This window comes from Amycolatopsis jejuensis (assembly GCF_000717335.1).
GTDB lineage: Bacteria > Actinomycetota > Actinomycetes > Mycobacteriales > Pseudonocardiaceae > Amycolatopsis > Amycolatopsis jejuensis.
In genome coordinates this window covers 92,646-115,829 of record NZ_JNYZ01000016.1, presented here as the reverse complement: position 1 = coordinate 115,829, position 23,184 = coordinate 92,646, and the positions used below count along the sequence as shown (strand labels likewise).

Annotated in this window: 17 protein-coding genes; 9 read left to right on the top strand and 8 right to left on the bottom strand. The window is 67.4% G+C overall.

The window, feature by feature from the left end:
* Window positions 1-17 precede the first annotated feature (17 nt).
* Genes OO71_RS23230 through OO71_RS23220 form a run of 3 tightly spaced genes read left to right on the top strand, consistent with a single transcriptional unit; the run spans window position 18 to window position 2,826 of the window.
* On the top strand, window positions 18-791 hold the full coding sequence (locus tag OO71_RS23230; protein ID WP_033291969.1) for a class I SAM-dependent methyltransferase: 774 nt from the start codon (window positions 18-20) through the stop codon (window positions 789-791).
* Window positions 788-2,317, top strand: a complete 1,530-nt coding sequence (locus OO71_RS23225; protein ID WP_033291968.1) for a 1,4-alpha-glucan branching protein domain-containing protein — start codon at window positions 788-790, stop codon at window positions 2,315-2,317. The genes OO71_RS23230 and OO71_RS23225 overlap by 4 nt, the downstream gene beginning before the upstream one ends.
* Window positions 2,318-2,334: 17 nt before the next feature.
* On the top strand, window positions 2,335-2,826 hold the full coding sequence (locus OO71_RS23220) for a glutathione peroxidase (RefSeq protein ID WP_033291967.1): 492 nt from the start codon (window positions 2,335-2,337) through the stop codon (window positions 2,824-2,826).
* 457 nt (window positions 2,827-3,283) lie between these two features.
* On the opposite strand, the gene OO71_RS23215 is transcribed toward OO71_RS23220, so the two are convergent.
* Entirely contained in the window at window positions 3,284-5,086 is a 1,803-nt protein-coding gene (locus OO71_RS23215) for a glycoside hydrolase family 2 protein (protein WP_033291966.1), read from the bottom strand.
* A gap of 606 nt (window positions 5,087-5,692) precedes the next feature.
* Between OO71_RS23215 and OO71_RS23210 the strand changes: the two genes are divergently transcribed.
* Window positions 5,693-6,946, top strand: coding sequence for a glycosyltransferase family 4 protein (locus OO71_RS23210; RefSeq protein ID WP_033291965.1), 1,254 nt, complete (start codon window positions 5,693-5,695; stop codon window positions 6,944-6,946).
* 824 nt (window positions 6,947-7,770) lie between these two features.
* Here OO71_RS23210 and aceB read toward each other — a convergent pair.
* Both aceB and aceA read right to left on the bottom strand, forming a co-directional pair.
* The gene (gene aceB, locus OO71_RS23205; RefSeq protein ID WP_033291964.1) at window positions 7,771-9,384 is read right to left on the bottom strand and encodes a malate synthase A; all 1,614 of its coding nucleotides are present in this window, start codon (window positions 9,382-9,384) and stop codon (window positions 7,771-7,773) included.
* Window positions 9,385-9,451: 67 nt separating this feature from the next.
* Complete coding sequence (aceA, locus tag OO71_RS23200) at window positions 9,452-10,741, bottom strand: isocitrate lyase (protein ID WP_033291963.1); 1,290 nt, start codon at window positions 10,739-10,741, stop codon at window positions 9,452-9,454.
* A gap of 229 nt (window positions 10,742-10,970) precedes the next feature.
* On the opposite strand from aceA, the gene OO71_RS23195 reads away from it, so the two are divergent.
* Together OO71_RS23195 and ilvA are read left to right on the top strand one after the other, a co-directional pair.
* Window positions 10,971-12,395 (top strand): short-chain fatty acyl-CoA regulator family protein, encoded by a 1,425-nt coding sequence (locus OO71_RS23195; RefSeq protein ID WP_033291962.1) that lies wholly within the window; start codon window positions 10,971-10,973, stop codon window positions 12,393-12,395.
* Window positions 12,396-12,456: 61 nt separating this feature from the next.
* Window positions 12,457-13,713 carry a threonine ammonia-lyase IlvA gene (gene ilvA, locus OO71_RS23190; protein WP_033291961.1) on the top strand — a complete coding sequence of 419 codons (1,257 nt, stop codon included), beginning with the start codon at window positions 12,457-12,459 and terminating at the stop codon, window positions 13,711-13,713.
* Between the two features lie 380 nt (window positions 13,714-14,093).
* Here the strand turns inward: ilvA and OO71_RS23185 are convergent, their stop codons facing one another.
* From OO71_RS23185 to OO71_RS23170, 4 genes are all read right to left on the bottom strand, one after another.
* Window positions 14,094-14,396, bottom strand: a complete 303-nt coding sequence (locus tag OO71_RS23185; RefSeq protein ID WP_162186103.1) for a transposase — start codon at window positions 14,394-14,396, stop codon at window positions 14,094-14,096.
* A gap of 100 nt (window positions 14,397-14,496) precedes the next feature.
* Window positions 14,497-15,945 carry an alpha/beta fold hydrolase gene (locus OO71_RS23180; RefSeq protein WP_245633755.1) on the bottom strand — a complete coding sequence of 483 codons (1,449 nt, stop codon included), beginning with the start codon at window positions 15,943-15,945 and terminating at the stop codon, window positions 14,497-14,499.
* A 125-nt stretch (window positions 15,946-16,070) separates the two neighbouring features.
* Window positions 16,071-16,415: a nuclear transport factor 2 family protein gene (locus OO71_RS23175; RefSeq protein ID WP_033291959.1), complete on the bottom strand. Its 345-nt coding sequence runs from the start codon at window positions 16,413-16,415 to the stop codon at window positions 16,071-16,073.
* A gap of 62 nt (window positions 16,416-16,477) precedes the next feature.
* Window positions 16,478-17,350 (bottom strand): helix-turn-helix transcriptional regulator, encoded by an 873-nt coding sequence (locus OO71_RS23170; RefSeq protein ID WP_051791989.1) that lies wholly within the window; start codon window positions 17,348-17,350, stop codon window positions 16,478-16,480.
* Window positions 17,351-17,475: 125 nt separating this feature from the next.
* On the opposite strand from OO71_RS23170, the gene OO71_RS23165 reads away from it, so the two are divergent.
* Window positions 17,476-18,951, top strand: coding sequence for an aldehyde dehydrogenase family protein (locus OO71_RS23165; RefSeq protein ID WP_033291958.1), 1,476 nt, complete (start codon window positions 17,476-17,478; stop codon window positions 18,949-18,951).
* Window positions 18,952-19,212: 261 nt separating this feature from the next.
* On the opposite strand, the gene OO71_RS23160 is transcribed toward OO71_RS23165, so the two are convergent.
* Window positions 19,213-19,968, bottom strand: coding sequence for an acyltransferase (locus tag OO71_RS23160; protein ID WP_033291957.1), 756 nt, complete (start codon window positions 19,966-19,968; stop codon window positions 19,213-19,215).
* Window positions 19,969-20,020: 52 nt separating this feature from the next.
* Here OO71_RS23160 and OO71_RS23155 point away from each other — a divergent pair, with 52 nt between their 5' ends.
* Together OO71_RS23155 and OO71_RS23150 are read left to right on the top strand one after the other, a co-directional pair.
* A complete protein-coding gene (locus tag OO71_RS23155) occupies window positions 20,021-20,968 on the top strand; it encodes a nucleoside hydrolase (protein WP_033291956.1) in 948 nt (315 codons plus the stop codon).
* 830 nt (window positions 20,969-21,798) lie between these two features.
* Window positions 21,799-22,932 carry a C40 family peptidase gene (locus tag OO71_RS23150; protein ID WP_033292023.1) on the top strand — a complete coding sequence of 378 codons (1,134 nt, stop codon included), beginning with the start codon at window positions 21,799-21,801 and terminating at the stop codon, window positions 22,930-22,932.
* The last annotated feature ends 252 nt before the right edge of the window (window positions 22,933-23,184 follow it).

The following is a 23,184-nucleotide window of genomic DNA, read 5'->3' as shown; positions in this document are numbered from 1 at the left end:
GCGCTAGGGTCGCGCAGGTGACCAACGCAGCGACCCGGGCCGAGGCACTGCACCTCACCGGCGAACGGACCGTCCCCGGCCTACCGGAGGAGAATTACTGGTTCCGGCGCCATGAGGCTGCGTATTTTGCGCTGCTCCCCCACTGCGCCGACGCGATGGTTCTCGAAGCCGGCTGCGGCGAGGGGTACGGCGCGAGTCTCATCGCCCGAAAGGCCCGGCAGGTGCTCGCGCTGGACTACGACGTGCCGACCACCGAACACGTCGCGCGCCGGTATCCGGACGTTGCCGTCGCGCGGGCAAATCTCGCGTATCTGCCGGTCCGGGACGGCTCGGTGGACGTGGTAGCGAACTTCCAGGTGATCGAGCATCTGTGGGACCAGGACGGTTTTCTTGCCGAATGTTTTCGTGTCCTGCGCCCAGGCGGGAAACTGCTGGTGACGACCCCGAACCGGCTCACCTTCACGCCGGACAGCGACACCCCGCTCAACCCGTTCCACACTCGCGAGCTGGCACCGTCCGAACTGGACGGTCTGCTGCGCGCGGCCGGGTTCTCCATGGCGACGCTGCACGGGCTGCACCACTCGGAAAGCCTTCGGGCGGTGGAAAATCGCCATGGCGGCTCGCTCATCGACGCTCAGCTCGCGGTGGTGATGGGCTCCCTTCCCGGACAGGCCGCTTGGCCCGCCGACCTCCTCGCAGACGTCGCGGCGATCCGCGCCGACGATTTCACCGTGCACGACCGTGACCTTGACGCGAGCCTCGACCTCGTCGCCGTGGCGGTTCGCCCGTGAACGTCCGGAATTCCGCGCACGAGGGCACATTCTGCCTTGTCCTGCACAGCCATCTGCCGTGGCTGCCGCACCACGGCAGCTGGCCGGTCGGCGAGGAATGGCTGTACCAGGCGTGGACGCATTCGTACCTACCCGTGGTGAACCTGTTGCGCCGCTTCGCCGAAGAAGGCCGGCGCGACGTGCTCACCCTCGGCATGACGCCGGTCCTCGCCGCGCAGCTCGACGACCCGTACGCGATCCGCGCCTGCCACGACTGGGTCGGCCATTGGCAGCTGCGCACGCAGCACGCATCGACGCTCTGGCACGGCGATCCGCTACTCCGCGACCTCGCCGCCGCCGAGCACCAGGCCGCGACGCACGCCACCGACGACCTGGAAACGCGCTGGCGGCACGGTTTCTCGCCGATTCTTCGGTCGCTTGTGGACAGTGACACGATCGAGCTGCTCGGCGGACCGCTGGCGCATCCGTTCCAGCCGTTGCTGGACCAGCGGGTACGACGGTTTGCTCTCCATGCAGGTTTGGAGGACACCGCGCTGCGCGTCGGCCACGCACAAGAAGGTATATGGGCACCGGAATGTGGTTATGCAGTGGGAATGGAGCAAGACTATCACGACGCAGGCGTGCGACGCTTCCTCGTGGACGGACCTTCACTCCATGGTGACACTTCGTCCGCGCATCCCGTCGGCGAATCCGACGTCGTGTGCTTCGGACGCGATCTCGAGGTCACGTACCGGGTCTGGTCGCCGAAAGCGGGCTACCCAGGGCACTCGGCGTACCGGGATTTCCACACATGGGCGCACGAGGTCGGGCTGAAGGCGTCGCGCGTCACCGGAAAAACGGTTGAACCACAAGACAAATCGCCGTATGACCCGGCGCTCGCCGCGGACGTTCTCGGCTCGCACGTCAAGGATTTCGTCGAAACGGTCGTCACGCGGCTGCGATCGCTCCGCGAACGGCACGGCCGCGAGTCGCTGGTGGTAGCGGCCTACGACACGGAACTTTTCGGCCATTGGTGGCACGAAGGTCCAGCATGGCTCGAAGGAATCCTGCGCGCGCTGCCCGAGGCGGGCGTCCGGGTGACCACGCTACGCGGCGCGCTTGAGGCCGGGCACCTCGGTGAACGGGTCGACCTTCCGGCGTCGTCGTGGGGGTCCGGCAAGGACTGGCGCGTCTGGGACGGCGAACAGGTCGCCGACATGGTGCAGGACAACGCCGCGCTGCAGACAAGGCTGCTCGACCTCGTCGACGGGTACGAGGGGACCTCTCGCGACGCTGTCGCCGACCAGGCCGTGGCCGAGGCGATGCTGGCCCTGTCCAGCGACTGGGCATTCATGGTCACGAAGGACTCCGCCGCCGACTACGCCCGCCGCCGCGCCCGCGTGCACACTGAGCGATTCGATGCACTGGCCGGCTTGCTCCGCGCCGGAAATCGTGCTCGCGCGTTGGCCCTGGCCGAGGAATACCGCCGGGCTGACGGCCCGTTCGGACATTTGGACGCGCGCACCCTGCGCCGTTCTCCTGCATGACAACGGAAAGGACCCTCATGGGAATCCGCGACCTGCCCCTCAAGACGCTCTCCGGGGACGACGCCACCCTCGGCGGCCCGCTGGCAGGCAAGACGCTGCTCGTGGTCAACGTGGCATCGAAGTGCGGGCTGACGCCGCAGTACACCGGCCTGGAACGGCTGCAGGAACGCTACGGGGACAAGGGATTCTCCGTCGTCGGGTTCCCCTGCAACCAGTTCGCCGGCCAGGAACCGGGCACTGCGGAGGAAATCCAGACCTTCTGCTCCACGACGTACGGCGTCTCCTTCCCGCTGTTCGAGAAGATCGACGTCAACGGCGAATCCCGGCACCCGCTGTACGCGAGCCTCACCGAAACCCCAGACGCCGACGGCGAGACCGGGGACGTGCAGTGGAACTTCGAGAAGTTCCTGGTCAGCCCCGATGGTGAAGTGCTGGGCCGGTTCCGGCCGCGCACGGAACCCGAAGACGAGACGATTGTCAAGGCGATCGAGGCAGCTCTACCTGCTTGAGGTTGTATCCGCTGCTCTCCGGCCTGGCTGAATTGCCGGGCCGGGGAGCCGGGTTTCGGCGATGAGGGTCCCGGGGTGTTCATGGTGCGCCAGTCCGTTTCTGGACCGCGATCGGCGCGGTGACCTGCCGTCGCCTTTCAGCGGCAACTGCCGACCTTCTCGGCTGCGGCTGTCGCTGCGACCGATCTCCCTCGCCTGTGACCAGGGCTGGCTGTGGCCGTCGCCAATCAGTGGCTAATCGCAGGTCAGGCGGGGTCGGTAGCCTAGCCTAGCCGTTGACCTCGACGTCACCCGCTCAGTGTCGACCTCAACGTCACCCACTCCGTCTCGACCTCCGCGTCACCCACTCCGTATCGACCTCGACGTCACCCACTCCGTATCGACCTCCGCGTCATCGCCCACTCCGTGTTGACACCACCCTCGCCGCCACAGTTGCCGTTCTCTGGCGAATAGCAGGTCAACGGCCATCCGCAGCCTCAGCCGCTGTCTTCACCTCCGGGTGCGACCCACTGGCGATCACCGCACGATTGCGGTCTGCGGCGTCCTCGAAGTCGAGTTTCTGCACTCGCCGGTCATACGTGAGGAGACCGTTGACCTCATTCTCCACATCGGTGGTCTGCGTATAGACAGCTGCGGACAACCCTCGCGCGGAAACCAGCCGATCGAGGCGCCCACTGACTTCCGCATACCGCCGGGTCAGGTCTGCGGAATCGGCCGTCATCTCGTACGCGTTGGGCAGGCCCGGCCAGCGGTGGTCGTCCAGAATCAGTCCAAGGCCACCGTATTCGCCGTCGACCAGTGCGCGATGGTCCCCCTCGCGCGGCTCCCCCGGTCCGACATACGTGTGGTCGTCGTAGATATCGCCGGAGCCGGTGTCCGGGCGGGAAAAGCAGCAGTTGACTCCGCTGTTGGCAATCACCAGGCGCGTCGGATCGAGTTCCTTCACGAGGGCCGCGATCCGGGCTGTGTCGAATTCGCCCCAGCCTTCGTTGAACGGCACCCAGGCGACGATCGACGTGACGTTCTGCAGCTGCGCCACCAATTCCCGCAGCTCGGCTTCGAACCGCTGCCGGCCTTCGGGCAGCGGGTCCGGCGCGGGACCGGGCGGTCCGCCGAAGGACACGACCAGCGACGGCATGTCCTGCCAGACGGCCAATCCCAGCCGGTCCGCCCAGTAGTACCAGCGGGCCGGCTCCACTTTGACGTGCTTGCGGACCAGGTTGAACCCGAGTTCTTTCGTCTTCTCGAGGTCGAATCGGAGGGCGGCATCGGTCGGCGCGGTGTAACCGCCGTCCGGCCAGTAGCCCTGGTCGAGTGGTCCGTGCAGAAAGGTGACCCGGCCGTTGAGGGCGATCCGTGGCCGTCCGTCGACATCCGGGACGATTTCCACCGTTCGCAAGCCGCGATAGCTCGTGACCTCGTCCAGAACGTCACCATGCGTATCGAGCAGCCGGACGGTGATGTCGTAAAGAAATGGGTCGTCGGGAGTCCATAGTCGCGGGTCAGGAATTTCGGCGCGCAGTCGCCCACCGACGACGCTCCGGACGCGCGCGATCTCGTCGCCGTTGGGCGGCGAAACCGTCAACTCCACTTCCGCACCGCCGGTGACCTGAGGAAATACGGTGATGGCCGCCAGCTCAGAAGACACGTCGAGCGACGAAATGCGCTCTGCCGGTACCGGTTCGAGCCACACGGTCTGCCAGATTCCCGACGTCGGCGTGTAGCAGATTCCGCCCGGTTCGTTGCGCTGCTTGCCGATCGGGTACGGCTCGATGTCCGTGCGGTCCTCCGCGCGAACGGTAATTTCCTGCAGTCCCGATACACGGAGCGCATCCGTGATGTCCGCCGAGAACGAGGTGTACCCGCCCTCATGGGTGACCACCAATTGGTTGTTGACCCGGACCTCGGCTTTCTGGTCGACTGCACCGAAATGCAGCAGCACACGTCGTCCACGCCAGCTTTCAGGAATTTCGAACAACCGCCGGTACCAAAGCACTTCGTCACGCCGCCCGATTCCGGACAGCGCCGATTCCGGTGCGAACGGGACCAAAATGCGCTCGCCGTACCCGATGGGTCGCGGCTCCGCGGCAGAAACCGGCCACCCCGCGTACTCCCACACGCCGTTGAGATTCAGCCAGTCCGGCCGCCTCAACTGCGGGCGGGGATATTCGGGCAGCACCGCGACCGGGTCGACTCGGTCTGTCCACGGGGTGGTCAACGGTGAATCGGTACGTCGCCACTGGGGCTCTGCGGAAGTCATTGCCGACGATGGTGGCAGAGAAGTGTGGGTCTCGGCACGGTTGATACTCGCCCGCGCTGATCTGTCGAGTGGTCGCTCGACGCGATGGAACGATCGGTGGATCTGCCACGTCAGGCGCGCCGTTGACCGGGGCCCTGCGCGCCGCGGAGGCGTGGTGGGCAGTGAGCTGGAATTGGCAACACGGACCGCAGCAGTCGGTCGGCGATCTTCGCGTGCCACGGTGGCCGGTCTGGTGTTCGGTGCGCAGCACAGCGGCCGGTTGCGAGTCGGCGCGGCGACGACGTCGGTGAGTCGGCGCCGTGGCTGGGAGGTTGCCGCGGGCGCGCCAACCAAGTGGGCGATGCGGTCGTCGCCAGAATCGGGCAACGACCGGACATCTCTGGCCGTGACAGCGAATCAGCCCCAAACGACATCCTCGCCCGATGCCGACACCTGTCGCCACACGAAGGACAAAGCCACCAGGAGCCGTTGCCACTTATCGGCAAAACGCCCTGACCAGCAGGTTCATCCCGGGCAAGCCTCAGTTCGACGGGCTTAGGGCGACATCAGTCGATGGTCGCTCGGGCAGCCGCCCCGCGGTAGGCAACTGGCGAGTAACCTCGGGCCATGCGCGTGCTGATGTTGTCCTGGGAGTATCCGCCGGTGGTCATCGGCGGGCTGGCCCGGCACGTCCATGCGCTGGCGCGGCATCTCGCCCGGCAGGGACACGAAGTGGTCGTCCTGTGCCGGCACGCTGCGGGCTCCGACGCGTCGACGCATCCGCGCAGTGACCGGATCGTCGAGGGGGTGCGGGTCGTCCGCGTGGCCGAGGATCCGATGCACCTGACGTTCGAACGCGACCTCGTCGCGTGGACGCTCGCCATGGGCCACGCCATGGTCCGGGCCGCGCAGGATTTGTTGCGTACCTGGCAACCCGAGGTCGTGCATGCGCACGATTGGCTGGTCACGCATCCGGCCGTAGCCATCGCCGAGGCAGCGCGGGTGCCGCTCGTCGGCACGATCCACGCTACCGAGGCGGGCCGGCATTCGGGCTGGCTGTCGCATCCGCTGAACCAGCAGGTGCACTCGGTCGAGTGGTGGCTGGCCAACCGTGCGGACGCGGTGATCACGTGTTCCCAGGCGATGCGGAAGGAAGTTGCGCACCTCTTCGAGATCGACCCGGCCGACGTCGCCGTCATCCACAACGGCATCGAGGGACGCAGCTGGCGGGTGTCGGCCGGAGAAGTCGAGCGGATGCGGACGCGGCACAGCCCCGACGGCGCCCCGTTCCTGCTGTTCTTCGGGCGGCTCGAATGGGAGAAGGGCGTGCAGGATCTGCTGGCCGCGTTACCCCGGATCCGACGACGTTTCCCGGGGACGCGGGTCGTCGTTGCCGGAAAAGGGCGACACCACGACGAGCTCGTCTCACAGGCCCGTAAGCTGCGGATTCGCCGGGCCGTGGACTTCGCCGGTCACCTGTCCGACCGCGATTTGCGTGCTCTGCTGGCCGCCGCCGACGCGGTCGTGCTGCCGAGCCGATACGAGCCGTTCGGCATCGTCGCGCTGGAGGCTGCGGCCGCAAAGGCACCGCTGGTCGCGTCGACGGCCGGTGGTCTCGGCGAAGTCGTCATCGATGGCGAGACCGGGTTGGCCTTCGCACCTGGTGACGTCGCGGGATTGGCTTCGGCAGTCACGACTGTCTTGAGCGATGTCCCGGCCGCAACCCGCCGCGCCCGGGCAGCCCAAGCCCGCCTCGCCGCGGATTTCGACTGGGGGAGGATCGCGGAGGCGACCGTCGCCGTCTATCGGCGAGCTCGGGTGAGTGAACCGGTGGAGCTGGGGCGGCCGAAGATCGCGACCGGAAACGCGTTCGAGGTCTAGTACGTCCGGGCGAGTGCGGGCGGGCGGGCGAGTGCGGACGGGCGGGCGGTTGCGACGGGAAAGGGTGGTTGACCTGGGGGTCGCCGCTGAATGGCGACAAGCCGGGGAGCCTGGCACGTGGCCAGCGCAACGAGCCCGGGGCCCGCTGCACGCGGGTGGCGACGAGCCCGGGACAGGTGCCGCGAGTGGCGACGAACCCCGGGGCTGGGGCGCGCGGCTGGGAATGATCAGACGGCGAGCGGTTTTCGGGAGCTCGGCCGGAGACAGCATGCGGAGGATTTCGGCTCGGAACTCGTGCCCGACGGCTCAACCCGAAAATGTCGCCGGGTGGCTCAACCCGGAACTCGTGTCCGACAGCTCAACCCGAAAATGTCGCCGGGTGGCTGAACCCGGAATCGGTGCCCGCAGGCTCAACTCGGAACTGACGCCCGCTGGTTCAACCCGAAACTGTCACCGATGGCTCAATCCGGAACACTGCCGACGACTCAACCCGAAACCACCGCAAGAAGCTCACCGCGAACGCGGATTCGTTGAGCTGCGATACATCCGCGTCGACGCCCCGCCACCGCAGCTCCCGCGGCGAGCATTCCCAGCCGGACTCCGTCACTCGCTCTCCAGCAGGTCAAGCCACCGAACACCTGTGACCAAACCCAAAGCCCGCACTATCGCCCAGCCGCAGACAACAAGCGGACAGCGCGGGCCAGGAAAAGACCCGGGTCCGGTGGCGGGGAGCCTCCGCCACCGGACCCGTCCCCCGCACGATCCCAAATACCGGTGCGGGGTGCCGGTCGCCTGTGGTCAGGTCACTGGCGACCGGAGTGTGCTCACCCGGTGGTGGCGGTGAGGTAGCGGGCATACGCGCCCGTCGTGAGGAAGCTCGGCAGTTTGTCGCCCAGGGCGGTTTCGGTGAAAATCGCCCGGGCGTCGTCGAGGCGATGAGTCGTGTTGCCGAAGTCGGCGCGGACGTTCGCCAGTTCCTCGTCCAGGAATTCGGCTGCGAGCTCGCGGGTCAGCGCGGTACCGTCCTCGAGCTTCGTTCCGTTGCGGATCCATTGCCACACCTGGCATCGGGCGATTTCGGCCGTCGCGGCGTCTTCCATGAGGTGGTGGATCGCTGCGGCGCCTGTGCCACGCAGCCAGGAGTCGACGTAGCGCAGGGCGACGTTGATGTTCGCCCGCACGCCGGCCTCGGTGACCTCGCCGCCGGCGCTCGCGACGTCGAGCAGGTCGGCAGCGGTGACCGTGACGTCCTCACGCAGCTTGCCGAGCTGGTTCGGCCAGCCGCCGAGCACGTCGTCGAACACCTCGCGGCACACCGGCACCAGCCCGGGGTGCGCGACCCACGAACCGTCGAAGCCGTCGCCCGCCTCGCGTTCCTTGTCCTGACGGACCTTCTGCAGCGCGTTCTCGTTGGTGACAGGATCCTTACTCGGGATGAACGCCGCCATCCCGCCGATCGCGTGCGCCCCGCGACGATGACACGTGCGGACGAGCAGCTCGGTGTATGCGCGCATGAAGGGGACCGTCATCGTCACCTGGGCGCGGTCCGGCAGCACGAAATCGGCGCCGTGGGCGGAGAAGTTCTTGATGACGCTGAAGATGTAGTCCCAACGGCCGGCGTTCAAACCCGAGGCGTGTTCACGCAGCTCGTAGAGGATCTCGTCCATCTCGAAGGCTGCGGTGATCGTCTCGATCAGCACGGTGGCGCGGATCGTGCCGCGCGGGATGCCGAGTTCCTGTTGCGCCAGCAGGAAAACGTCGTTCCACAGCCGCGCTTCGAGGTGGCTCTCGAGCTTCGGCAGGTAGAAGTACGGGCCACTGCCACGCGCCAGGAGCTGACGGGCGTTGTGGAAGAAGTACAGCCCGAAGTCGACGAGGCTCGCCGAAACGGGGCGACCGTCGATGCGGATGTGTTTCTCGACCAGGTGCCAGCCACGCGGCCGGGCGACGATCGTCGCCGGGTCGTCGCCGATCGTGTACCGCTTGCCGGCTTCGGTGGTGAAATCGATGTTGCGGCGGATAGCATCGAAGAGGTTGAGCTGGCCGTCGACAATGTTGTGCCAAGTAGGCGAAGTCGCGTCCTCGAAGTCTGCCAGCCACACCTTCGCGCCTGAGTTGAGCGCGTTCACCGTCATCTTGCGGTCGGTCGGCCCGGTGATCTCCACGCGCCGGTCCTCGAGACCGGGTGCGGCGGGCGCGACGTGCCAGCTTTCGTCCGATCGGATGGACCGTGTCTCCGGCAGGAAGTCCAGCTGCTCCTCCCCCGACTGCAGCCGCTCGCGGCGACGGCGGCGCGCGTCGAGCAGTTCGCGGCGGCGTCCGGCGAAGGTGTTGTCGAGCTTGGCGACGAAGTCCAGTGCAGCCGGGGTGAGGATCTCGGCGAACCGGCCATCGGCGGGACCGGTGACCTCGATGCGGTAGTTCAGCGTGTCAGCCATCTCGTACCTCCGCGAGGGGAAAGGAAGGGGCGGGCCGGCGACCGGGGTCGCCGGCCCGCGGGGTGGGTCAGTGGAACTGGTCTTCCTCGGTCGAACCCTTGAGCGCGGTGGTCGAGCTCTCCGGGTTCAGCGCGGTGGACACCAGGTCGAACCAGCCGGTGCCGACCTCGCGCTGGTGCTTCGTCGCGGTGTAGCCGCGCTCCTCCGAAGCGAACTCGCGCTCCTGCAGGTCGACGTAGGCGGTCATGCCTTCGCGGGCGTAGCCGTGCGCCAGGTCGAACATCGAGTAGTTCAGCGCGTGGAAACCGGCGAGCGTGATGAACTGGAACTTGTAGCCCATCGCGCCGAGTTCGCGCTGGAAGCGGGCGATGGTGTCGTCGTCCAGGTGCTTCTTCCAGTTGAACGACGGCGAGCAGTTGTAGGCCAGCATCTGGTCCGGGTACTGCGCCTTGATGGCCTCGGCGTATTTGCGCGCGATCTCGAGGTCCGGCGTGGAGGTCTCCATCCACAGCAGGTCGGCGTACTGCGCGTACGCCAGGCCGCGGTCGATGCACGGTTCGATCCCGTTGGTGACCTCGTAGAAGCCCTCGGAAGTGCGGCCGCCGGTGAGGTACTTGCGGTCACGCTCGTCGACGTCGCTGGTCAGCAAGGTCGCGGCCTGCGCGTCGGTGCGGGCGACGACGAGGCTCGGCACGTTCAGCACGTCGGCGGCGAGGCGGGCGGCGTTCAGGGTGCGCTCGTGCTGCTTGGTCGGGATGAGGACCTTGCCGCCGAGGTGACCACACTTCTTCTCGGACGCGAGCTGGTCCTCCCAGTGCACGCCCGCGGCGCCGGCCGCGATCATGCCCTTCATCAGCTCGAACGCGTTCAGCGGACCGCCGAAGCCGGCTTCGGCGTCGGCGACGATCGGCGCGTACCAGTCGATGTCGCCGTTGCCCTCGGCCCAGTTGATCTGGTCCGCGCGGCCCAGCGCGTTGTTGATCCGGCGGACCACGGCCGGGACCGAGTTGGCCGGGTACAAGCTCTGGTCCGGGTAGGTCTGGCCGGCGAGGTTGGCGTCGGCGGCGACCTGCCAGCCGGACAGGTAGATGGCCTTGAGGCCGGCGCGCACCTGCTGCACGGCCTGGTTGCCGGTGAGGGCGCCGAGCGCGTGGACGTAGTCCTCGCTGTGCAGGAGGTCCCACAGCTTCTCGGCGCCGCGGCGGGCGAGCGTGTGCTCTTCGACGACCGAACCGCGCAGCTTCACCACGTCGGCGGCGGAGTAGGTCCGCTGGACACCCGCCCAGCGGGGGTCGGTCTTCCACTGCTCGGCCAGCTCGGCCGCCGCCTGCTCGAGCTGATTGGCCTGCTCGGTCATCGGACTCTCCCGTGTTGCGAAGTTTGCGATTGCTCGCCTTGCCTGGTCACAACCGTGACACGAGCAGGAAAACCCGGTCTACCGCTCCAATTTGCCAATTTCTGCGAAGGATGCTTAGCATGTTGCGAAGGTTGCGAATCACTGGTTGGCAACCGCAGTGAAAATCCGCGGGCTTGATCGTTCACGTAATCGTTCAGGCCCGGAAACCTTCCGGCCGGACGGAGCAGCGATGGACAAAACTTTCGCCGGGGCGCGGTTGCGGCATCTGCGCGAGAGCCGGTCGATGAGCCAGGCTGACCTCGCTCGTGTGCTCGAGATCTCACCCAGTTATCTCAACCAGATCGAGCACAACTCGCGCCCGCTGACGGTGCCGGTACTGCTGCGGATCACGCAGGCGTTCGGCGTCGACACCGAGTTTTTCGCCAACAACGACACGTCGCGGCTGGTCGCGGATGTGAAGGAAGCCCTGCTCGACGAGGTCGTCGGCGTCGAGGTGACCACGAGCGAGCTGAACGAGCTGGCGAGCAACCTGCCGTCGATCGCGCAGGCGCTGGTGAAACTGCATCGCAGCTACCGCAATGCGGTCGAGAGCACTGCCGCGCTGACCACGGAAAACGGGCTCGGCCTGCACGGGAGCGCCGCTGCGCCGCTGCCGCACGAGGAGGTACGCGACTTCTTCTACGAACGCGAGAACTACGTCGCCGAGCTGGACGAGCGTGCCGAACGGATGGCTGCAGAGATTCCTCTGCGCCGCGGTGCGGTGATCGGATCGCTCAAGGATCGGCTCTGGCAGCGCTACGGCGTGGAGGTGACGAACGAAGGGATCGACGAATCCACTGGTCAGCAGCATCGGTACGAGCCGGCGACGCGGTTCTTGCGGCTCGCGCCGAGCCTGCGCATCGGGCAGCAGGCATTCCGGATGGCGTCGCAGATCGCGCTGCTCGAGTACGATGATCTCATCACCGAACTCGCCGACTCGTGGGCGTTTTCCGGCCCGGCCGCTCGCACGCTCGCGCGCGTCGGCCTGGCGAATTACTTCGCCGGCGCGCTGATCCTGCCCTACGGTCCATTTCTCGCTGCCGCCGAGGAGTTCCGCTACGACATCGAGCGGCTGTGCGACCACTTCGGCGTCGGTTTCGAAACCACGTGCCACCGGTTGTCGACCCTGCAGCGGCCGAAACAGCGTGGCGTGCCGTTCTCGTTCGTCCGCGTGGACCGGGCCGGGAACATGTCGAAACGGCAGTCGGCGGCGGGTTTCCACTTCTCGCGGGTGGGTGGCGCGTGCCCGCTGTGGAACATCTACGAGGCATTCACCTTGCCTGGCAAGATCCTGACCCAGATTGCCGCGCTCCCGGACGGCAAGCGGTACTTCTGGGTCGCGCGGACAGTGTCGCGCAATATCGGCGGATACGGCAGTCCGGGCAAAACGTTCACCGTCGGCCTCGGCTGCGAGCTGCGGCACGCCGGACGGCTCGTCTACTCGACCGGCCTCGACCTGGACGAGCCCGCCGCGGCGACGCCGATCGGCATGGGTTGCAAGGTGTGCGACCGGCCGGCGTGCTCGCAACGCGCGTTTCCGGCAATCGGCAAACCGCTGACGGTCGACGAGAACACCAGCACTTTCGTGCCTTACCCGGCCGTACCGAAGACGTGAACGCGGCCCGTGACGTGAGTACCCCGGAAGTGGCCATCGGCCGCGAAGTACATTCACCCGAGTGCACGACATCGACACTGTGAACGCCGAACTGGTCGAGCAGGCCGCCGCGCGCCTCGCTGGCGTGGTTACGCGTACGCCGCTGGAGCCCAACGCGCGCCTCTCGTCCCGCGTAGACGCGCGCGTCTGGCTGAAGCGCGAAGACCAGCAGACAGTTCGCTCGTACAAGATCCGCGGCGCGTACAACTTCATCGTGCAGCTCGACGCTTCAACGCGCGCGCGTGGTGTCGTCTGCGCGAGTGCGGGTAACCACGCACAAGGTGTCGCGTACGCGTGTCGCCGTTTAGGGGCGAACGGTCGCGTGTACGTGCCGGGCACCACACCTCGGCAGAAGCGCGAGCGCATCGCGGCGCTCGGTGGCGCACACATTGAAGTCATCGTCGTCGGCGAAACGTACGAAGACGCCTTCTCCGCGGCGAAGGAAGACGCGCACCGCACTGGGTCGACGCTCGTACCCGCCTTCGACGACGTACGCACAGTCGCCGGCCAGGGCACTGTCGCGCTCGAAGTGGTCGAGCAGCTCGGCTTCGTGCCAGACGTCCTTGTCGTGCCGGTCGGCGGCGGCGGGTTGCTCGCCGGGATCGCGACGTGGGTACGCGAGCGGCATCCGGACATCCGGGTCGTCGGCGTCGAGCCGGCGGGCGCGATGTGCATGGCCGCGGCATTGGAAGCGGGTTCGCCGGTACGGATCGAATCGGTCGACCCGTTCGTCGACGGCGCCGCGGTGCGCGAGGCCGGCCGCGTGACGTTCCCGTTGATCCGCGACAGCGGGGCCGACCTGACGTCGGTCGCCGAGGGCGCGGTCTGCACCGAAATGCTGTCGATGTACCAGTCGGACGGGATCATCGCCGAGCCCGCCGGAGCGCTCGCCGCAGCCGCTTTGGGGACCACGGTGCAGATCGAGCCCGGGCAGACCGTGGTGTGTGTCGTTTCCGGCGGCAACAACGACGTCAGCCGGTACAGCGAAATCCTCGAACGGTCGCTGATGCACGAAGGGTTGAAGCACTACTTCCTCGTCAGTTTCCCGCAGGAACCCGGCGCGCTTCGGCGGTTCCTCGACGAAATCCTCGGTCCGGAGGACGACATCACGCGGTTCGAGTACGTGAAGCGGAACAACCGGGAGATCGGTCCGGCGCTGATCGGGGTGGAAATCCCCCGCCGTGCGGATCTGCCCGGGCTGCTTTCGCGGCTGGAGAAGAGCCCGCTGCAGGTCGAGCGGGTGGAGCCGGGAAGTCCGTTGTTCCATTTCCTGCTTTGACGCCCTCCCCGGCCAGGTCTTGGGATTTGGCCTGGATTCGCGCTGGCTCGGTCTGGCAGCCGAGCGAAGTTGACCATGGCCCGGCGCGACTGGGATGGCTCGATAGTGGTGCGGTGTCGGCAGCGCGTGCCGAAGCCCGGAGAGCCGCTCCGCGCATGATCCTGCCGACGCGTTCGTGGTCTGGTGCCCGCCCTCCCGCAGCTCCGCGGTGACACGCGAAAAGCGGGTACCAGTCGAGCACGGATCCGGACGGCCACCCGCACATCGTCGGCAGTACGGGGCCACATGCGCGAGCGATGCAGCGCTGGCTGGGCCGACCATTGGGCACATCCGCGTCAGGCCCGTAGCCGCGCGGGTGGTCGTCGACGAATCGAAAGCAGCTACCGGCGCGTCTTCCCGGTGAAATGGCGGGTCACCTTACGCAGGATGTCCCGCTCCTCCTCCAGCTCGCGAATCCGCTTGCGCAGCGCGGCCGCCTCGTCCTCGGGGACGTCCGACACCGCCGGATCCGCCTCGGTCGCGGCAGGAGACTCAGGACGTCGCCGGTCATCGAGCTCGATCCAGCCCCGCAGGGTCTCGGAGTTCACCCCGAGGCCCTCGGCCACCGACTCGATCGTCGCTCCCGGCCGCGATCGATTCAACGCGACCGCGTCGGCCTTGAACTCCGCCGGATAGTGTTTCATCACCATCTGTGCAGAACTCCACTCCGCCCGAACCGTCCAGGTCCGAGTGTGCCAGGCGTCCAGGGCGAAGTCCCCGGTCCGCATCGCGCCATTCAGCCGACTACGGCCGCGGAGCTGGGATCGGTGCGCCAGGACAGGACTGTGTCGTCGGCTGTCCGGTGTCGAAGAAGGTCACCGCCGCCGCGGCGCATGGGAGGCTCGACAGTGAACCGTGGGCGTCGTCCTCCACCGTCAGCAGGGAGCCGCCGATCCGGTGCTGCATGGCGATCGCCCAGCTGATCGGGGTGACCGGCTCATAGACGTGCCCGACTAGCTGCAGCGGGCTCTTTCCCGCACTGAACTGCCATTGTGTCGCCGAAACCGGCCAGCCGACGCACATCTGCTCATAGCTGCCGTACTTGCCGGCAACGGGGTTGGCCTTGACGCGGTCGAGGTGGTCTCGCCACACGGCGGCGAAATCACGTGGGGTCGGTGATTCGTTGCACAGCAACGCCGTTTGCTGGAATGTGCTGTAGCCCGTCCGCTCGGTGTCCCAGCCGAAGCCGCGATGCTCGCCGCCTGGCGGCGAAGGGGTATCGCCGTTTCGAATAGCCACCAACTGGCCGGCCGCCTCGACCCACTGCCGACGTGGGTATGCGAAAAACTGGTTGACGACATCGCCGTCCACCCCCGGGCGCGGGTGCGCGGCCAGCTCGGAGCGCAAACGGAGCAAGGCGTGTGAGACCTGTGGTTCAGTACTGCCGAAGTGATACACCGAATCATACCGCGCAATCCACGCAGCAAACTCGCGGAACGTATTTTCACCCGCAACGGCCATGTCGTCGTCCATGGTCTTGACGCTCAACTGCGGCGGCATCACCGAGTCCAGCAGCATTTTGTCGACGTGGGCGTCGAAAAGCGTCCGATACTCGGCGCCGAGCGCAGTACCCCAGGAAACACCGTAGTAGCCGATTTTCTCCTCGCCGAGCGCTTCGCGGATGCGGTCGACGTCGCGCGCGATGGTGGGCGTCGTGAACGATTTCACCAGCGCCGGGTCCTTCGCGAAACAAGCGGCGTTGGAGGCTGCCTTGTGCTCGGCGCGAATACGGGCTTTGTCCTTTTCGGACAGCCCCGGGTCCGGCCGGGCGGCATCGTCGTCGCACGGGATGCTCGCGCTGTAGTCGACGCCGCGCGGGTCGAAGCCGATCAGGTCGTGGTGCGCCAGGAGACCGGCCGCCTTGCTTTCGGCGAGGTTGAGCGGCGTCCGCATCCCGGACTGACCGGGACCGCCGGGGTTGACGACGATCGCGCCCCGTCGCTCGCCCGTCGCGCGGATGCGGCTCACGGCGAGGTCGATCGTGCGGCCGCCGGGGTCGGCGTAGTCGAGCGGGACGGTCACCGTCGCGCATTCCGTGCGACGGTCGCTGGCGTCCCAGCCCTTCGCGATGGACGCGCACGGCTTCCAGCCCAAGCTTTGCGCGGATGCCACCGCTGGTGCGAGGGGGACCGCCATTACAGCGACGACTACCGGAACGAACTGGCGAAACCTCGACATAGACGTGATGATCATCGACAGACCTGGCCGCAGGCATCGGCCGATCGGCCGAGACAGGTGGTCCGAAAAGCCAGAGCCGGAGCGAGGTCCGCCCACATTTCTGCAGGTCAGCGACCGTCGCCGAAAAACGGCAACGACGCTCAGCCGAGTTCGGCGCTACCCTCGCGGTAGACCTTCGCCGACGCGATCCGGTCTCCGTCGAGCCGGTAGAAGCCCGCGATCGCGAAAATTTGCTCACTGCCGTTGTGGGTGAGCCGCTCGGTCAACTGGGCGGCAATCTGGTCACCGTCAGCGATCACATTCTCGACCGTCAAAGTCGGCAGAAGCTGTTCCATGGCACTGCTGAACAGTTCGGTGAGTTCGTCCCGTCCGCGCACCACGCTGCTGCCGGTGATCCACACGGCGTCGTCGGTGAAGCCGTCAAGGAGAGCATGCAGGTCGCGACCGTTGAAGGCGGCGACGTGGCGTCGCAGGGCTTCGCTCATGACGCGAGCCTATCCGCGGTGTCAGTTTCACCGTCGTCGAGGACATAGTGCAGCTGATCGTGTTAACGCCTGGCTCTTTCCGGGGTGGTCACTGAGGTTTCGGTCGCGAGGAGGCTGGCGAGGACTTGCAGCCGCTCGGCGTCCGCAGAGCCGGGAACCGCCGTGTAAACAATCAGTGTCGGACCTGGTCTGCCGGGCAGTGGATAAGCGTCCCAGTCGAGCGTGATGGCCCCGACCTGGGGATGTCCGAAATGCTTGCGCCCGCGGGTCGTCTCCCGGACATCGTGCCGGGCCCACAGCTCGGGGAAGTCCGCGCTGCGCACGCTCAACTCGCCTACCAATTCCTGCACCCGCGGGTGGTCCGGATCCGCAGCAGCGGCGGCGCGCAGCATCCCGATGTACTCGATGGCGCTGGCCTCCCAGTCCGGGCAGACATACCGGGCCTCGGGATTCAGGAAGATCGCGCGCAGGACGTTGCGTTCTCCACCGGGAACCGTGTCCAGACCGCCGAAAAGGCTGCCGGCCAACGGATTCCAGGCCAGCACGTCGAGATGACTGCCGAGCACCAACGCCGGTCCGGTCATGGTGTGCAGCAGCCGCCGGGTCGTCTCCGGAACCTGCTCCGATGCGCGGCGTCGCGGGGTGACCGGACGCCGGGCGGCCCGGGCAAGCAGGTGCAGGTGCCGGGTCTCGTCGTCGGTCAGGTTCAGGGCGCGGCCGAGGGCATCGAGCACCCGGTCCGACGGCCGGACGTCGCGACCCTGCTCGATCCGCTGGTAGTAATCCGTGCTGACCCCGGCCAGCATCGCCAGTTCCTCGCGCCGCAGGCCGGCGACCTTTCGCCGGCTGCCGGGTTCGAGGCCGAGGTCCGCCGGGCGTACCCGGCCGCGACGGCTGCGCAAAAACTCGGCGAGCTGCTGTTCCGGACTGGCCATGTCCCCATCCTGCCGCACCCTCACGGACGAGGGTGGGACTGCGATTCCCAGGGAAAACGTGACGACCCGGCAGCGACCAGGTCCGGCGACGCTCGAACCGACCAGCAATTTCCGGGAGGTTCACCTTGTCCACCGATACGTCCGTTGCCCGCCCCCGGCCCGCACTGCTTGACCAGGGCATTCTCGGTTTCGCCATTGACGGGCAATGGCGGCAACCACGCTCCGCGGAGACCTTTGCCACCGTCGATCCGGCCACCGAGCAGGTACTCACCCAGCTCGGCGTGGCCGGACCGGACGAAGTCGACGCCGCAGTACAGGCCGCGCGCCGGGCCTTCGACGGCTGGGCCGCGCTGTCCCCCGAGCACCGGGCAAAGGTGCTGCTGCAGATCGCCGACGTGGTCGAGACCCATCGCGAGGAACTCGCCACGCTCGACTCCCTCGACATGGGTGCGCCGCTGCTGCTGTCCCGCGGCATGGTCGACCACGCGGTCGAGATCTACCGGCATTACGCCGGCTGGCCGACCAAGCTGACCGGGCACACCACACCCGCCGGTCCAGGGCAACTGCACTACACCCGGCGTCAGCCGATCGGGGTGGTTGCGGCCGTCATCGCCTGGAACGGCCCGGTGCTGCAGACGTCGTGGAAGCTCGCCCCGGCGCTGGCGGCGGGCAACACGGTGGTGCTCAAGCCGTCCGAGCACGGCTCGCTGTCCGCCCTGCGGCTCGCGCAGTTGCTCGCCGAAACGGACCTGCCGGCCGGTGTGGTCAACGTGATCACCGGGCTCGGCGGCAACACCGGGCAGGCCCTGATCAACCACCCCGACGTGGACAAGGTCTCGTTCACCGGGTCCGGCCCGGTCGGCAAGCACATCCTGCGCACCTCGGCCGACACGCTCAAGCGGGTCACGCTGGAGCTGGGTGGGAAGTCCCCGCTCATCGTGTTCCCCGACGCCGACCTGAACCTCGCCGCCACCGTCGCCGCCGCGGCGTTCTGCATGGGCACCGGCCAGGGGTGCGTCGCGGGCACGCGCATCCTGGTGCACCGCGACGTCCGCGAAGAGTTCGGCGAACTGCTGCGCCGCGCGATGGACCAGTATGTGCCGGGAGATCCGTTCGACCCGGCGACCACCATGGGACCACTGGCCTTCCGCGCCCACCTGGATCGGGTCACCGGCTATTTCGACGTCACCCGAGCCGAGGGTGCCACGATCAGCGCTGGCGGACACCGTTTGGAGCGGCTGGGCCTGTTCGTCCCGCCCACGTTGCTGGACGACGTACGCAACGACATGCGCGTGGCCCAAGAAGAGATCTTCGGCCCGGTCGCGGCGCTCATGAGTTTCACCTCCACCGCGGAGGCCGTGCGGCTGGCCAACGACACCAGGTACGGCCTGGCCGCCTCGGTGTGGACGCGGGACCTGTCCGCAGCGCACCGGGTAACCGCTGACCTGCGTGCGGGCACAGTCTGGGTGAACACTTGGGGCGCAATGGCACCCGGCACGATCCCGTTCGGCGGGTTCAAGGAGTCCGGGATCGGCCGCGAGCACGGGCCGGACGCGCTGCTGGCCTACACCGAGACCCAGACCGTCATGATCAACCTCTGACCTGCAGCCGCGGCGCATGTTCCTTGGACATGCGCCGTGGGGAGGTCATCAGTGTCGCCCAGGACCTGTTGTGGCGAAAGGGTTTACGAGTGCGGACACCTCGGCCTGCGCGAGCGGTGAGCGCACCGTCGTTGTCATGAGACAGCGCGATCAGCTACCGGGCTCCGTGGTTTCTGTCGTCCCCCAACGAAACCCACGCCCAAGCCGCTGCGGTCCGGAGACCTGCCGTCGAGCGGAAACGACCTTCGAGGACCAGGACGGTCAACCTTCGCCAAGAGTCTTCTGCAAAGCCTTGTTCGCCTTGCGCGCCATGTCGGCGACAGCTTCGCGCCGGGCCGCATCCGCGGCGTAGTCGTCCTCGCGGTTGCGGACCACCCGGGCAGGTGAGCCGACCGCGATCGAGTAGTCCGGGATGTCACCGCGCACCACCGAGTGCGCGCCCAGCACACTGCCCCGGCCGATGCGCGTTCCCTTGAGGACACTGACTTTTGTACCCAGCCACGTGTCCGGCCCGATCCGGACCGGCGCCTTGACGATGCCCTGGTCCTTGATGGGCACGTGGATGTCCGCGGTGACGTGGTCGAAGTCGCAGATGTACACCCAGTCGGCGACGAGCGTGGCCGCACCGAGCTCGATGTCCAGGTAGCAGTTGATCACGTTCTGCCGCCCGAAAACGGACTTGTCTCCGATGCGAAGGGACCCTTCGTGACACCGGATGGCATTGCCGTCGCCGATGTGGACCCAACGGCCGATCTCCAGCCTGCCGTAGCCCGGCCGGCAGTGGATCTCCACGTTCTTGCCCAGGAACAGCATGCCGCGCAGGATGATGTGCGGATTCGCGATACGGAATTTGAGCAGCCGGTAGTAACGCACGAGGTACCACGGAGTATACGCGCGATTGCGCAGTACCCAACGCAGCGAATCGGCCGTCAGGAACTTCGCCTGGTTCGGGTCCCGCCGGGCCCGGCGCCAGGCGCGCACGCGCGACAACGCGGGCGCACCCCACATCGACGTCATGCCGTTGACCGTAACCTGTGGACGACGGCGCGCCACAGGCAAGGGGAACAGGATGGGCACCAAGCTGATCATCGATACCGACCCTGGTGTCGACGACGCTTTCGCGATCGCACTGGCCGCGAGGTCGAGCGACGTCGACCTGCTGGGAGTGACGACGGTCTTCGGCAACGTGCCGCTCGCCACCACCACGTCGAACGCGCGCCGGCTGCTGCAGCTGTGCGATCGGAGCGACGTGCCGGTCGCCGCGGGCGCCGCGCGTCCTCTTCTCTACCGCGAGCTGCACCGGAAAAGCACCGTCCACGGTTCCGACGGGCTGTCCGGGCACGCCGACCTGCTGCCCGAAGCCACTCGCCCGCTGGAGGAGTCCGACGCGGTGAGCCTGATGGTCTCGCTGATCGAGGCGTCCGACGAACCGGTGACCATCGCGCCGATCGGCCCCCTCACGAACATCGCGGCCCTGCTCGCGGCGCACCCGGGGGTCCGCTCGAAAATCGCGCGCATCGTCCTGATGGGCGGCGCGATCGCGCGGGGCAATTCGACGGCAGTCGCCGAATTCAACATCTGGGCCGACCCGGACGCAGCGCGCCGAGTGCTCGTCGAGGACGACGTCCCGTGCGTGATGGTCCCCCTCGATCTCACCCATCGGTGCGCAGTCGACAGCGGATGGCTCGCGAAGCTGGCGGCGTCCGGCCCCATCGGACAGGCGCTGGACGCGTTCACGCCGGAGTACCTCGCGCACTACCGGCAAGTGCTCGGCTACGAAGGCATCGTCCTGCACGACGCGGTGGCCGTCGCGGAGGCGATCCGCCCGGGCATCCTGCACACCGAGACGTACCCGGTCGACATCGACTCGACCCCCGGCCCGACCCGCGGCATGACGATCGTCGACCGGCGAGCCGTCCCGATGTCGCCGACGGGCCGCCTGGTCGAGGTGGCGGTGGAGACGGGGCTGGACGAGCTGCGGGAATTCGTGCTGTCGAGACTCGCCGGAGGCCGGTGATGGAGAGATCGCCGCTGGATGGCGAATCGCAGGTCACGGGTGGTTTTCCGGATGGGTCTCCGGTTGGTTCGGCGGGTGGTTCGGCCGGGGACTTGGCTGGCGGTTCGGCAGGTGGTTCGGCCACTGGGGGTGCGTTGCCGTTAAACGGCGACGGCAATGGGGCTACCGGCTCGGGTACGGCCTCGGCCTCGGATGGGGCTGATTTGTCGGAACCGATCGAGGCGTCGTCGCTCGATGACGAGCTGCGCAAGCTGCCCGGTACGTCGCCTGCCGAAGGCGATCTGCCCGAGCTGACCGGCGCATCGCCGTTAGATGGCGACACGGCCAGGCCGACCAGCACGTCGCCTCTCAACGGCGACACAACCGAGCCGAGCAAGCCGTCGCCACTCAACGGCGACACATCCGAGACGACCAGCACGTCGCCGCTCGAAGGCAACACCGCCAAGCCGAGCAAACCGTCGCCACTCAACAGAGACACAACCGAGCCGCGCGAACTGTCGCCACTCGATGGCGACACGACAAAGGCGAGCAGCGCGTCGCCTCTCAGTGGCGACACGACCGACGGCCAGACGGGTAGACCTCACGGCACGTCGCCGCTCGATGGCGAAACCTCGGGCTTCGTCGGCGAGTCGCCGTCCAGCGGCGAGACAGTTGAGCCGACTGTCTCGTCGCCGTCCACTGGCGAAACAGCTGAGCTGACCAGCGCGTCGCCGCTCAGCGACGAAACACCGGAGCTCGCCGCTGGGTCGCCGGGCGGCGGTCAGACGTCCCCGCTGACCAGCGGGTCGCCATTGAACGGCGAAACCTCGGGCCTCCCGGTCACCGGCACCATGACTCCCCCGGAGTCCGGATTTCTCGGCCGGAATCGGCGGGTCGTCGTGGTCCTGGCGGCAGTCGTGGTGGTCGTCGCGGCGTTGGTGGTCGCAGTCCAGGTTCTGCCGGACGGCAGTGGTGCTGGGTCGGGGAACGTCGTGGCGACCTCGTCGATGCCGGTACCGGCACCCAGCTCCACCGCGCTTACCACGTCGTCGCCGGTGCCGGTCCAACCGAAGGTGCCGGACGGCGGGGAGTTCGGGACGTGGGCGTCGCGGACCAGTCAGTGGCTGGATATTCCGCTGCGGGCAATGAACGGTTATGCGCGGGCGACCGTCACGCTCAGCAAGGAACAGCCAGGATGTCACCTCTCCTGGATCACCCTCGCCGCGATCGGGAAGGTCGCCAGCGACCACGGCCGAGCACAGGGTGACCATCTCGGCGACAACGGGACTCTCGCGAAACCGTTGGGAACACTGGAAGTCCGAGACTTCTACCATCGGGTCGTCTCGACTCCAGACGCTGCCGGGCCGCTGCAGCTGGCACCGACGGTCTGGGCGAGCTGGCAGCGCAGCGCGTCCGGCGGCAAGCCCGAAGTGCAGAACATCGACGACGCCGCGCTCACCGCCGGGCGCGCGCTCTGCGCGAACGGCCGCGATATGTCAACCGATTGGTGGAACGGTGTCACCACGCTGGCCCCGGCTCCACTCATGATGCACCGGACGTTGGCGACAGTGAACGTCTACGGGACCGTCGGGCAGCGGGAGCAGGCACCGAACCCGGCAGTCCTCAACGCGGTCGACTTCGCGATCGACCAGATCGGCCTGCCTTACGTCTGGGGCGGCAACGGCACTCGCGATCCCGACCCCGGATTCGACTGTTCCGGCCTCACCACGGCCGCCTACGGGAGCGCCGGGGTGAAGCTCATGCGCACAGCGGACACGCAATTCCGCAGTGTCACCCACGTCGATGAACCGCAACTGGGAGACTTGATCTTCTACGGGGAACCGGCTACGAATATCCACCACGTGGGGCTCTACATCGGGAACCAGCAGATGATCGACGCGCCGCAGACCGGCCAAGCGGTTCAGGTCCATCCGTACCGCAAACCCGGCGACGACTACGCGGGCGCCGGACGGCCGATCGCCTAGCACAGCTCGCGGCTCGCTGACTCCGGTCACGCCTGCCTGACACGGGCTCAGCGGTTCGCTGACTCCGGTCGCGCGTACCTGACACGGCTCAGCGGCTCGCTGACTCCAGTCGCGCGTACCTGCAATCGGTCGGCGTCAGGCTGACGCCGGTCGTGCCTGCCAGGCACCAGTCGTGTCCGGCTTACACCGGTCGTGCCTGCCGACAGAGGTCTCGTCTGGCTTGCACCAGTCGTGCCTGCCAGGCACCAGTCG